Annotated in this window: 13 protein-coding genes and 1 tRNA gene; 4 read left to right on the top strand and 10 right to left on the bottom strand. The window is 66.0% G+C overall.

Features of this window, described 5'->3' with window-relative positions; genetic code table 11:
• Nucleotides 1-14 precede the first annotated feature (14 nt).
• The 4 genes from MSTE_RS05605 to MSTE_RS05590 all read right to left on the bottom strand — a co-directional run bounded on the left by MSTE_RS05605 (nt 15) and on the right by MSTE_RS05590 (nt 2,615).
• Nucleotides 15-638 carry a class I SAM-dependent methyltransferase gene (locus MSTE_RS05605; RefSeq protein WP_096499630.1) on the bottom strand — a complete coding sequence of 208 codons (624 nt, stop codon included), beginning with the start codon at nt 636-638 and terminating at the stop codon, nt 15-17.
• The gene (locus MSTE_RS05600; protein WP_096505476.1) at nt 635-1,207 is read right to left on the bottom strand and encodes a DUF4389 domain-containing protein; all 573 of its coding nucleotides are present in this window, start codon (nt 1,205-1,207) and stop codon (nt 635-637) included. Before MSTE_RS05600 ends, MSTE_RS05605 begins: the two co-directional genes overlap by 4 nt.
• Nucleotides 1,208-1,224: 17 nt before the next feature.
• Nucleotides 1,225-2,430, bottom strand: coding sequence for an FAD-dependent oxidoreductase (locus tag MSTE_RS05595; protein WP_096499628.1), 1,206 nt, complete (start codon nt 2,428-2,430; stop codon nt 1,225-1,227).
• Nucleotides 2,431-2,541: 111 nt separating this feature from the next.
• A tRNA-Leu gene (locus MSTE_RS05590) sits at nt 2,542-2,615 on the bottom strand.
• 313 nt (nt 2,616-2,928) lie between these two features.
• Here MSTE_RS05590 and MSTE_RS05585 point away from each other — a divergent pair.
• The 4 genes from MSTE_RS05585 to MSTE_RS05570 all read left to right on the top strand — a co-directional run bounded on the left by MSTE_RS05585 (nt 2,929) and on the right by MSTE_RS05570 (nt 7,040).
• Nucleotides 2,929-4,770, top strand: a complete 1,842-nt coding sequence (locus MSTE_RS05585) for a fatty acyl-AMP ligase (protein ID WP_162291373.1) — start codon at nt 2,929-2,931, stop codon at nt 4,768-4,770.
• 85 nt (nt 4,771-4,855) lie between these two features.
• Nucleotides 4,856-5,335, top strand: a complete 480-nt coding sequence (locus tag MSTE_RS05580; protein WP_096499626.1) for a transcriptional regulator — start codon at nt 4,856-4,858, stop codon at nt 5,333-5,335.
• A gap of 2 nt (nt 5,336-5,337) precedes the next feature.
• Nucleotides 5,338-5,856, top strand: a complete 519-nt coding sequence (locus tag MSTE_RS05575; RefSeq protein WP_030094601.1) for an ImmA/IrrE family metallo-endopeptidase — start codon at nt 5,338-5,340, stop codon at nt 5,854-5,856.
• Entirely contained in the window at nt 5,853-7,040 is a 1,188-nt protein-coding gene (locus tag MSTE_RS05570; RefSeq protein ID WP_096499624.1) for an MAB_1171c family putative transporter, read from the top strand. The genes MSTE_RS05575 and MSTE_RS05570 overlap by 4 nt, the downstream gene beginning before the upstream one ends.
• Here the strand turns inward: MSTE_RS05570 and MSTE_RS05565 are convergent.
• From MSTE_RS05565 to eno, 6 genes are all read right to left on the bottom strand, one after another.
• Nucleotides 6,967-7,839 carry a sulfite exporter TauE/SafE family protein gene (locus tag MSTE_RS05565; RefSeq protein ID WP_269458227.1) on the bottom strand — a complete coding sequence of 291 codons (873 nt, stop codon included), beginning with the start codon at nt 7,837-7,839 and terminating at the stop codon, nt 6,967-6,969. The two genes, MSTE_RS05570 and MSTE_RS05565, sit on opposite strands and share 74 nt — an antisense overlap.
• Nucleotides 7,836-8,726, bottom strand: coding sequence for an alpha/beta fold hydrolase (locus MSTE_RS05560; protein WP_162291372.1), 891 nt, complete (start codon nt 8,724-8,726; stop codon nt 7,836-7,838). The genes MSTE_RS05565 and MSTE_RS05560 overlap by 4 nt, the downstream gene beginning before the upstream one ends.
• 217 nt (nt 8,727-8,943) lie before the next feature.
• A complete protein-coding gene (locus MSTE_RS05555; RefSeq protein ID WP_096499622.1) occupies nt 8,944-9,897 on the bottom strand; it encodes a Ppx/GppA phosphatase family protein in 954 nt (317 codons plus the stop codon).
• Nucleotides 9,894-10,373, bottom strand: a complete 480-nt coding sequence (locus MSTE_RS05550; RefSeq protein WP_070951433.1) for a DUF501 domain-containing protein — start codon at nt 10,371-10,373, stop codon at nt 9,894-9,896. Before MSTE_RS05550 ends, MSTE_RS05555 begins: the two co-directional genes overlap by 4 nt.
• A complete protein-coding gene (locus tag MSTE_RS05545) occupies nt 10,370-10,900 on the bottom strand; it encodes an FtsB family cell division protein (RefSeq protein WP_162291570.1) in 531 nt (176 codons plus the stop codon). The genes MSTE_RS05550 and MSTE_RS05545 overlap by 4 nt, the downstream gene beginning before the upstream one ends.
• A gap of 116 nt (nt 10,901-11,016) precedes the next feature.
• Nucleotides 11,017-12,309: a phosphopyruvate hydratase gene (gene eno / locus MSTE_RS05540; protein ID WP_046252782.1), complete on the bottom strand. Its 1,293-nt coding sequence runs from the start codon at nt 12,307-12,309 to the stop codon at nt 11,017-11,019.
• Nucleotides 12,310-12,381: the final 72 nt, after the last annotated feature.

The following is a 12,381-nucleotide window of genomic DNA, read 5'->3' as shown; positions in this document are numbered from 1 at the left end:
GATGTCGAATAGCACTATTCGGTTACGGTGGCGACGCCTTGCAGGTGAGGCGTGCACGGCGGCGGAACCAGGGTTCGTCGAACGCTGTGCAGGCCGCTGGTATCGAATCCGGCCGCGGCAATCGCTTCGACGGTCCGGCGGTTCGGCTCGCACCCGGAGGCCAGCCACGACCATGGCTTGGCGATCAGATCCTGGAAGCGCCCCATCACGCCGTCCCCGCGGACATGCTCAAGAACCACCAACCGGCCTCCCGGCGCAAGCACCCGCCGGATCTCACCGAGGGTTGCCGCCACATCGTCCACCGAGCACAACACCAGCCCGACATGTACCGAGTCGAAACTGTTGTCCGGGAACGGTATCGCCTCCCCGACCCCCTCCAGGATGTCGACCTCGACGCCACAGCGGCGTGCCAGGGCGCCAGCCATCCGACGCATCGCCGCCTCCGGCTCGACCGCCGCGACCGATGTCACCGCGGGCGGCAGAAACATGAGATCGGTGCCCGGGCCGAGGCCCACGATCAGCAACCGGCCGGTCGCAAGACTCATCGCCGCCCGCCGGTATCGGCGATAGAACAGCCGGTCGAATATCGGCATGCCGAGCCCATATATATACGGGAACAATGGATTACGGTGCTTCACGTGCCGCCACCGCCCAAGTCCATTCGGAATGGCGGATACTCGTCGCACATCAACGAGACATACACGGCCACCCGGTAACGCCACCGCACGATTCCCATGAGGAGGTCGAACATGCCTTGCGACACCGTGCCTCTGGCCAACAACCGCACCGCGGAAATCACCGCCAGCACCTGCAGCAGTGGCTCCATGGCCCAGCAGATGATGATCTGCGGCAGTGCCAGTAGCAGCTTTACCAGCACCGCCCACTGGGTGAGGTGTTCTGGATAGTCGACGTCGAGTTCGCCGGGATAGTCGGGCCGCGCGGCGAGCGTGAAAGGCGGATACCTATCGGTGCTGTTCATCGGAAACCGGTAGTTCATCACCCGCCAGGACCACCGCAGCACTCCGACGTTGACGTCGAAGATGATTCGCGGATATCGCCCCGTGAACAAGATCGCGATACCGGCGATCACGGTCAGCACCGGATACATCAGATAAAGGACGATCAATATGGGGTAGTGCGGCACCGCCAGCACGCACCATTTGACGAGAAAGAGCCAGCGCGAGGGCGCGTCGATCGTGCCTCGCACATGAACAGCCTCGGACATCACGGCCGGCAGGCTGTGTCGGCGGCATGGCCCCGGCTGATGTCAGCGGCCATCCGGCGATGACTCACCGACTGTAAGAAGGTCGCCAGTGCCCACGTCATGAAACGGTCCGAGACCAGCCCCGCCGTTCTCAGCACACCCTCACCGTGCGAAACCTGAAGCGAGGCAACCCGGGAGACGGCGGCAGCGCGGCGCCGCCTGGTCTTCTCATACCAGCGCAACGCCTCGGGCAGATCAGTGTTGTTGCCGCGCTGAAATTCCGAAACCGCCCTACACAGCACCATCGTGTCGAGCAGTGCCTGGTTGGCGCCTTGCGCAAGCGTGGGCGGCATGGTGTGGGCCGCATCCCCGAGCAGCGTCAGCACTCCATGGCCCGGCCGGGGAATGGGATGGCGGAAATGCGGATAGGGCGAATGCGCCAGATCGTCATCGGTGAGCGTCGCAAGTACGCGATCGACGGGCCCGGACCACCCGGCGAACGTGGACCGGATCATGTCGATCGGGCGTTCGGGTCTGACAAAACCGGACGACCAGGGCAAGTCGAACCACCACTGCACATCGGAGCCTCCAGCAGGCCACAGGCCGAGGCTTGCGTGCTCACCGATGACGACGAAGCCGACCCGCTCATTGGCGCCGTCCGGGAGGGTTGTCAGCCCCTGCCAGCTGCACCATCCGGTCGACTGCCCACGCTCCGCGCCGACAACATCACGAACAAGCGAATGCCTGCCATCGGCGCCTATCACCAGGTCTCCCTCGGCCACGCTGCCGTCCGCGAACTCCACTCGCGCTCCGTTGCAGCCGCCACCCACGGCGACGGCCCTGGCATTACACCGGATACGTTCGGCCGGAAAACCTTTCAGCAGCCGCTCAAGCAAGACGTGGCGCGGGACCATCCGAACCGGCTCGCCCAGCCGGTCGGCGATGGTGGCCACGTCCAAGGTGGCCAGCGAGTGCCCCGTCGATGTCATGACCCGCACCGTGGACAGCTGCTGGCCGGCCCGGTCCATATCCACACCCAGCTGCCGCAGCACCGTGGCGCCATTCGACCAGATCGTCACCGCACCGCCACCGGCGTGCACATCCGGACGCTGCTCGTAGACGGTCACGTCATGGCCGTCGCGCAATAGTCCCCGCGCGATGGAGATACCGCCGACACCGGCACCGACGACCAGGACCCGCAACGATGGCGCCTGCGCTGCTGGCATCAGCTTCGTGGGTCGGCTCGTGAGCCGTTTTGGCTCCACGGCTCAATGTATGACCGCTGCGAGCGCGCTGTACACGGTTTGACCCCAGGGCCGTTACCAATTCGTACTCTGTGCCCCCAGTCGGACTCGAACCGACACTTGGCGGATTTTAAGTCCGCTGCCTCTGCCAATTGGGCTATGGGGGCCTTGCAGGTCAGCCCTAGTTCTACCCGGCGTATCCCGTGGCGCCAACTTCCGGCCCCGACCCTCACCGGCCTACGACAAAGATCACACCCCGGCGCGACACACCCTCGCGTCACATTGAAACTCTCCGACAGATAGTGATACCCCTTGTACAACACCGGGATTCGATCGGACTCTGGTGTGATTCGTCACCAGACCGCGCGATCGCCGACATTGAAAGTTGCCGCCCGCTCCTCGTACGACGGGTCACCTGCGAACAAAGAGATCCCTTAGTTAGCGCAGGTAGTGTTTTTCATCGTGAGTCGGGAGTGGGATATGTCAGATGCAGTGGCGGTTCGCCAGAGTGGAATTGAGGATTATCTCGACGCCCAGGGCTCGATCGACCTTCCCCCAGGCACCACGCTGCTCTCCAACTTCGCACACAACATCGCCGAGTTCGGCGCTACCGCCGCCTACCGCTACCTGGACTTCACCCGCGACGATGACGGCGTCGCAATCGAACTGAGCTGGGTGGAGCTGGACACCCGGATGCGCGCGATCGGCGCCCGCCTGCAGCAGGTCACCCAGCCGGGTGATCGCGTCGCGATCCTGGCGCCGCAGGGTCTGGACTACGTCATCGGATTCTTCGCCGCCATCCAGGCCGGAAACATCGCGGTTCCCCTCTTCGCCCCCGAGCTGCCCGGCCACACCGAACGCCTCGACGCGGTGCTCGCCGACGCGACACCGTCGGTCATCCTGACCACCGACAGTGCCGCCGAATCGGTGAACGCGTTCCTGCGCAAGCTTCCTCGCGGGCGGCGCCCCCGCGTCATCGCCATCGACGCGGTGCCGGACTCGGTCGGCGCGACATTCATCCCCGCCGAACTCGACTCTGAGGATCTCGCCTACCTGCAGTACACCTCGGGTTCCACCCGTACCCCGGCCGGTGTCGAGATCACCCACCGCGCGGCCTGTACGAACGTGCTGCAGATGATCCTGGCGGGCGGCCTGGACACCAACATCCGCAGCGTGAGCTGGCTGCCGCTGTATCACGACATGGGCTTGATCATGATCCTGTTTCCCCCGTTGTGCGGCGGCCACATCACCTTGATGTCGCCGTTGGCCTTCGTGCGGCGCCCCCGGCGCTGGGTCAAGCAACTGGCCACCGAATCCGCGTTCGGGCGGGTGTTCGCCGCCGCCCCCAACTTCGCCTTCGAACTCGCCGCCCAGCGTGGCCGCCCACCGGCCGGTGAGACCTGGGATCTGAGCAATGTCGCGGGCCTGCTCAACGGATCTGAGCCGGTGACCATTTCCGCGATCGAGAAATTCACCGAGGCCTTCGCCCCCTACGGATTTCCGGCCACCGCGATCAAACCGTCCTACGGCATGGCCGAAGCGACGCTCTCCGTGGCCACCATCGCCACCGACGCGCGCCCCAGCGTCATCTACCTGGACCGCGACCAGCTGGCCGAAGACCGCGCCGTGCCCGTCTCACCGGACGCACCCATGGCGGTCCCCCATGTCTCCTGCGGTCAGGTGATCTCCAGCCAATGGCTGACCATCGTGGACCCGCGCACCGGAAACGAACTCCCCGAAGGAGAAATCGGCGAGATCTGGCTGCACGGCGACAACATCGGCCGCGGCTACTGGGGCCGCACCCAGGAAACCCAAGACACCTTCCACAACACGCTGAAATCACGGCTCACCCAGCGCAGTCACGCAACCGGGACAGCCACCGACAGCCGATGGCTGCGCACCGGGGACCTTGGCGTGTACCTGAACGACAACCTCTACGTCACCGGCCGCATCAAGGACCTCATCATCATCGACGGGCGCAACCACTACCCGCAGGACATCGAGGCCACCGCCTCGGAGGCCTCGACTGCGGTGCGTTCCGGCTATGTGGCGGCGTTCTCCGTCGCGGCCAATCAGCTCGCCGAAGCCGCCATTGCCGACACCAGCGAGCGCCTGGTGATCGTCGCCGAACGCGCCCCCGGATCGGGACGGGCCGAGCACGCCCCCGTCGTCGAGGCGATCCGTGCCGCCATCTCACGCCAGCACAATCTGCCCGTGGCCGACGTCCGGTTGGTCGCCGCCGGCGCGATACCCCGCACCACCAGCGGAAAGCTGGCCCGCGGCGCATGCCGCGCGGAATACCTCACGGACACCTACCACTAAATCCGGCCTCAACTGTGCGTTGAATCACACTGGGAGTCTGCCCCCTCACGTTGAGGGCGCGCGGCATCGGTGTTTGACTTAGTAGATGGCCACTACGAGCCCGCCGCAGGTGTCCCTTCAGGACGCCAAAGCCGCCGACGCGAACCTTGCTGATCGCATCAATGCGCTCTTCCAGTCGCATCGTCGTCCCGACGGCCGGATGTGGACCAATGATGAGGTCGCCAACGGCATCAAGAAGGCTCACCCCGGCATCAAGGTCGGCGGTGCCTACCTCTCGGCGCTGCGCACCGGTAAGCGCGCCCGTCCCGCCATCGACCTGCTCGGCGCGCTGGCCGATTTCTTCCGCGTTCCGCTCTCGGTGCTCATCGACCCCGAGCGCACCTACTCGCTCGACGAGCGTCTGGGTGCGCTGGATGAGACCACGCGGGACGAGGTGGAGCTGATCGCGTTGCGCGCGATCGGTCTGAACAAGCAGAGCCTGGAAACAGTCGCCGCGGTACTCGATCACGTGCGCGCGTTGCAGGGCCTGCCGACGGTGGACAACTCGGTCAGCAACGGGCAGTAATCATGCCGAAGATGCGTTGTGTCACAACCGATCTACGATCGACTCGCGAACTTCAGGCCATCCACAAGCAGTGCACCCGCAAGCTGGCGGATCTGGGCCTGGACACGCTCACTACGGTCGAGGACATCCGCGCCCGCGCCAGTGAACTCAGCGAGCGCGATATCCAGTTGGTGCCCTACGCGCTCTCCGGCAGCGGAGTGCACGGCCTGCTGGTCCGCACCGATGCCACCGATTACGTGGTGTACGACAGCGATACCACCACCATGCATCGCGAGCACATCATCCTGCACGAGCTGAGCCATGTGATGTGTGGACACACCAGTTCAAGCAAGCGCGAACTGGCCGAAGTCCTGTGTCGCGAGACCTATCTCGACGACCAGGAGGTCGAGGCAGAAATGCTCGCCTCCATGATGGGGCAGCGCGTCAGTCCCGACAGCCACCGCCCCATCCCCGTCACGAACGCCAACCTCCGGCGCATCCTGGCATCACTCGTGCTGGAAGGCTCACCGGCGGCACCGTGACCTCAGTTTTTGAAGACTCCGCCGCGGCGTATTCGATAGCGGCCGTCTTCAGCTTTGGTGCAGTGGTCGTGGTTGCCGCCGCGATGCTGCGTTCCCGGGTCCGTCCACCCGCGTCGGTGGCACTGTTGCTGTCATTCCTCTTCAAGGGGATTGCCGTCACGTTGGCGACTCCACCCCTGTACGAGAAGTTCGACAACTTGGTCGGCGTGCACAACATGGGCCGGCTCGTCTTGAACCTCTCGGGCGGCATGGCGTGGACCGCATGCGTTCTCACGGTCATCACCTTCTGGGGTGAATCCGGTCCACGTGCGGTGCAGCGCGCACGGCTCTGGGTCGGCATGGCAGTAGCCATCGGCGCCGCGCTGGTTCTCTGCTGGTTTGTGGCACCGACTTCCGAACTGCCACAGGACTTCTACGCCTCACACGGCAACAAGCCGGCCTGGGTGCTCTACATGCTGATCTATCTGATCACCTACGGCCTGGGCGCACTCCTGATCACCGTCAAATGCCTGCAGTACGCCCGTTTTCACGATGTGGCGTGGCTGCGACGCAGCATGCTGCTCACCGCGGCAGGAGCCGCCATGTGCCTGTTGTTCTGCATCATGCGGGCACACTCGGCCATCTACGGCATGATCACCAACGACAGCTACTCCTGGCAGCGTCTGGCCCCGCTGGCCGCCACCATCGGGCAGATCCTCATCGTGGTAGGCCTTGCCGGACCGTCCTTCTCACAGCTGGTCGCCTCGGCACGCCAACGCATCCAGGCCTACCGGCAGCACCGTCAACTCGAACCGCTGTGGACCGCGCTGTATGAGGGCAACGCCCAGATCGCACTGGCACCGCCGCAGGCCGCCATCGGTGATCACAACTACCGGCTCTACCGCAGAATCGTCGAGATTCGCGACGGCCTGAGCGCCATCGGCCCCTACCTCACCGAAGACGCGTCCACCACATCAGCGGCGCGCCAGATTCATTCGGCCATCGAACAACAGCGCACCGCACCGCAGCACGACAAGACCTCCGGCACCAAGATCATCGGCGAACGTACGGGCGCCAACCGCAAGGAAGAACTGAGCTGGCTCCTGGACGTCGCCCGGGAGCTGCAGAAGATCAACCGCCAACACACGCCTGCGACGCCGGCGCCGGACTTGGTTTCTTCGTCGTACGGGCAGGCGAGTTCGTAAACACCCGCACGATCTCGCGCACGGCGATGAACACCAGATAAGACCCGAACACCAGCGCCAGCCAGCGCGCGTTCAGGGCGAGCGCCAACAGCGCCCCGATGACGGTGCCCGGCAACGCGAATGCCGCCAGCCGGAAGCCGATCGGAGCATCAGCGGTACCCTGACGCAGATATGTGGTCGCAGCGACCAGCGCGTTGGGCAGCATCACCATCAACGAGGTGCCCTCTGCCACGTGCAGATCGGAACCGAACAGCCCCAGCATCGCCGGAACCGTCAGCAGCCCACCGCCAAGACCCAGTGCGGCCGACCACGCGCCGACCAGGAAACCAACGACAGCACCGATAGCGATGACCGATGGCACATGGGCGAGCACAGCATCGGGAAGCAGCGCCTCACCCGCCGAGGGGTCGATGCCGGCGGCACTGAGCAGCAGTTTGAGCGCGGTGGCCAGCAGCACAAAGACGAACAGCGCCTTGAGGATCCACTCGGGGATGCGAGACACCAGCTTGGCCCCCACCACCGCGCCGATCACGCCGCCCGCCATCAGTCCGGCGCCCGCCACCAGATCCACCTTCGCCCCGTGCAGCGCGTAGACGGTGCTGCCCGCGATCACAGCAGAGACGTTCGGCAGCGTCGAGGTGCCGTGAATGACGGCCCGGCTCAACGTGGTCGCCCGAGCCAGCGAGGGCACGGTGATCACCCCGGTGCCACCGCCCAGCAGCCCGCCCGACATGCCGCCGAGCACACCGATGCGGGCAAGCGTCGCCAGGCTCGGGCGCGGCCCGGAATCTCCGGTCACCCGGCCACCCGCAGCTTCTCGATATCGGAGAACTCAGACAGCCGGAAGAACGCCTCGGCGCGATCCAGAATGCGCTCGCGCATCGTCACCGTCTGCCCGTGGTTGCAGCCGTCCAGCAGGGCGAAGTAGGCACACGGCATCCGGACGGCCGCCTCCCGGGACTCGGCCAGTCGCATGGGGTCTTCGGACCCGGCGAAAAACAGTGTGGGCGTCTCGATTTGGAGCAAGGCGTCCTCGGCGACACCCGGCTCGGCATCCCACTGCCGCAGCAGGGCCGCCAGGCCACGCTGGCCCAGGGCCTCGATGGTCGCCCGGAATCCCGAGCCCATCTGCCGACCGCGGTGTGCCTCCCAGCCGTCGACGAACGCCTCCAGACCGGACTCCTCCACCACGCGAACGGCGTTGGGGAAGATCAAAACGTCCACCGCACCACACTGTGGCCGGTGCGAGGACCCCGCCACCACCAGTGAGGTGAGCCGCTCGGGAGCGGTGGCGGCAAGGGTGAGCCCGATACGCCCGCCCAGCGAGTAGCCGATGTAGTGCGTCCGATGAATGCCCAGATGGTCCATGACCGCGCAGACATCCCGTGCCGACGAGGCGATGGCGTATCCGCCGGGATGATCGGGCTTCTCGCTGGCGCCGTGCCCACGCACGTCGATGGTGGTCACCCGGTACTGCTGAGAGAGCTGCGCGATGTAGCCGTGCTTGGACCACACGGTCGAGTTCTGCAGGCTGCCGTGCACCAACACCACGTCGGCGACACCGGGCCGCGCACGCCCATATGTCCGGTAGGCGACCGCGGCACCGTCCGGGTCGGGCCGTCGCACGAAACCTGTTTCCGAAACCCCAATTTCGCGTACTTCGGCCTTCGACATCAATCCGGACATGAGATATCCAAACCTTCCGCACCTAATCAAACGTTGCTGATCCGGGCTCGTGCGCGACGCTGCGCCTCCTCAACTGACCGTTTATGAGACTTCAACTGCCCGCTATCGGTCTGTGTTGATATATCAACTGTCAGTTGATTTGATCAACTTGTCAACTGGAGGAAGGGGTACATTGTCAACTGTTACGCAGGTCACACGGTTGCGTGTTAAGGCCCAGTTACCTGCGCAAGGACATTGCGATGCCGTCGAGGATGTCGTGCTCGCTGACTACCAGCTCGGTGATGCCGGCGCGGGCGGAAAACTCTCGCGCCAGTTCCTGCACGACGATCGATCCACCACCGATGACGTCGACGCGTCCCTCATGCATCGGCCCCAGGGCGGCCCGCTGTGCGCGCGGCATCGCGATCAACTCGGACGTCACCTCGGACAGACGCCCCAACGGCACCCGCGACAGATGGATCGCCGCGGGATCGTAGGCGTCCAGCCGGTGCGCCAGCGCCGCCAGCGTGGTGAAGGTGCCCGCGACCCCCACCCAGGTTCGCGCGCCCTGAACCGGCACCACCTCGAAGGTGCGGGCCAGCTGCGCACGCACCGCATCGCGTGCGGCCTCGATCTCGTCGTCGGTGGGCGGATCCGAATGCAGGCACCGCTCGGTGAGCCGTACGCATCCGATATCGGCCGAGAAACTGGCCGTCACCCCGTCGGCATCACCGATCACCGTCTCGGTCGATCCCCCGCCGAGGTCCACCACGACATATGGTCCCGCCGCCGAGTCCAACTCGCCTACCGCGCCGGCAAACGACAGCCCGGCCTCCTCGGTGCCCGTGATCACCTCCGCCACCGCCCCTGGGACGACGGATCCGAGCAACTCAGCGGTCATCGCAAAGAATGCCTCGCGGTTCGTGACGTCACGCGCGGCCGAGGTGGCCACCATGCGCACACGCTGCACCCCAAGGGAGCCCATCAATTCCGTGTACGCCCCGAGCGCGACCCGGGTGCGCGCGATGGCCTCCGGGGCGAACTCTCCCGTCGCGTCCACACCCTGTCCCAGCCGCACAATCCGCATCTCGCGGTGCACATCGGTCAGCCGTCCGGCGTCGTCGACATCCGAGACCAGCAGACGGATCGAGTTGGTACCGCAATCCACGGCGCCAACCCGAAGGGCTGTCACCAGACCTCCGGCAGCACGCCCGGCATGGTGCCCAGCAGCTCTCGAATCGCCTCATCCCCCAAGGGATTGACTCCCGGCCCCACCGCAAGTGAATGTCCGATCAGCACATGCAGACACTTCACCCTGTCGGGCATTCCGCCCGCGGTCACCGTGGTGCCGAGCGGCTCGATCGCGTCACGCTCGGCGAGGTAGCTCTCATGGGCGCGCTGATACGCGGCGGCCAGATCCTCATCGGAGGCAAGGCGATCGGTCATATCGCGCATCAGCCCGCCGGACTCCAGACGGCTCGCCGCGGCCGTAAGAGCCGGGTGCGTCAGGTAGTAGAGCGTGGGAAACGGTGTGCCGTCGGGTAGCCGCGGAGCGGTCTTGACGACGGCGGGTTCCCCGTTGGGGCAACGGTAGGAGACCTCCAGCATGCCTCGCGGCGCGCGACCCAATTGCCTTGTGACCGCGGCGATATCGTCGTCGGAGATCACGGGATCGGCACCGGGGCGGCTGGTATGGCCGTGGGCGAGTCGGCGATGTTGTGCCACAGGTTGGTGTACCACGGGTTGCCGTTGTCCACCGGCCCCTGGCCCTGCGGCTTGGCATCGACGGGAGTATTCGGCAACTGCACCTGGAACGGCACCTCACCCGGCATCACGAACCCCAGGCGCTCACGCGCCTGAGCGGCGATGTAGGCCGGGTCCGCCAGCCGACGCTTCTTGTCCTCGAGCCCGGCGATCTGGTCCCGCAGCTGAGCCTCCGCCGCCGCAAGCTGGTTCCGTTCGGCCTGTTGCGAGAAGTAGGTGCGCACCGGACCGGCCACGGTCAGGGTCAGGGCACACACCACGGCGGCCAGGACGGCGGCCCGGCGTGCGGTGGACCCCAGGCGCTGCTCGGACTGGTGCTCGGCACTGCGTTCGATCGAGGCAGCCACCGCGCCGGTAGCCCCGCCCGTCTTGGCAGCCTTGGCAGGAGCCGCCGGACCGCTGCCGGCGGGGCCTCGGACGACCTTCTGCACCGGCCGCTTCACCGGCGTCCGTTTACGGGCAGCCGGAGCCGGACCCCGCGACCTACCGGACGCGGGGCGGCGTTTGGAATCAGCCATAGCTCGGCCTCAGCCCGTCGGCTTGTCCGCTAGTCGGACGTCTCGATCGAGAAGCGCGGGAAGGCAAGGTCTCCCGCAAAACGGGCAGCGTCCCCAAGTGTTTCCTCGATACGCAGCAGCTGGTTGTACTTGGCCACCCGCTCGCTGCGCGCCGGGGCGCCGGTCTTGATCTGACCGCTGCCCACCGCGACCGCCAGGTCCGCGATGGTGGTGTCCTCGGTCTCGCCACTGCGGTGGCTCATCATCGTCTTGTAGCCGCTGCTGTGCGCCAGTGTCACCGCGTCCAGGGTCTCGGTAAGGGTGCCGATCTGGTTCACCTTGACCAGCAGGGCGTTGGCGGCGCCCCGCTCGATGCCCTCTTCCAGGCGCTCGGGGTTGGTGACGAACAGATCGTCGCCGACCAGCTGAACACGGTCACCGATCGCCGTGGTCAGTGCTACCCATCCGTCCCAGTCGTCCTCGGAGAGCGGGTCCTCGATGGACACCAACGGGTAGGCGTCGAGAAGCTCGGCGTAGAAGGCGCCCATCTGCTCGGCGGTGCGCTTTTCCTTCTCGAAGCTGTAACCGTCTGCGGCGCTGTAGAACTCGGTGGCCGCGACGTCCAGCGCCAGCGCCACATCCGAGCCCAGCTTGAGGCCCGTCGCCTCGATCGCGGTGCTGATCAGATCCAGCGCGGCCCGGGTCCCGGCGACATCGGGGGCGAACCCGCCCTCATCACCCAGTCCGGTGGACAGGCCCTGCTTCTTGAGCACCGACTTGAGCGAGTGGTACACCTCGGTGCCCCAGCGCAGCGATTCCTTGAAGCTCGGCGCACCGATGGGCGCCACCATGAACTCCTGGACATCGACCCCGGTGTCGGCGTGCGCGCCGCCGTTGAGGATGTTCATCATCGGCACCGGCAGGATGTGCGCGTTCGGGCCACCCAGGTACCGGAACAGCGCCAGCCCGGCCGAGTCGGCAGCAGCCTTCGCAACCGCCAGCGAGACACCCAGAATGGCGTTGGCGCCGAGGCGCGACTTGTCCGGGGTGCCGTCCAGATCGAGCAGAGCCTGATCGATGAGGCGCTGGTCGTCGGCGCTCTCACCGATGATGGCCGGGGCGATCTCGTCGAGCACGGCGTTCACGGCCTTGGTGACGCCCTTGCCGCCGTAACGTGCGTCGCCGTCGCGCAGCTCGACGGCCTCATGCTCACCGGTGGAGGCACCCGAGGGAACCGCCGCCCGTGCGAACGTGCCATCGGTCAAGGCGACCTCGACCTCGACGGTCGGGTTGCCGCGTGAATCGAGGATCTCGCGGGCGCCTACCTGCTCAAGAATCGGCACTGTCTCTCCTTAGGGGTGCTGCGGTTCCGACGTCGTATGTTGATGAGCCACTCGGGCGAAGAACATCGGGTA

The sequence above is a fragment of the [Mycobacterium] stephanolepidis genome, from assembly GCF_002356335.1.
Classification (GTDB): Bacteria; Actinomycetota; Actinomycetes; order Mycobacteriales; family Mycobacteriaceae; genus Mycobacterium; species Mycobacterium stephanolepidis.
The sequence above is the reverse complement of the archived record's forward strand: the minus strand, read 5'-3'. Positions and strand labels throughout refer to the sequence as shown.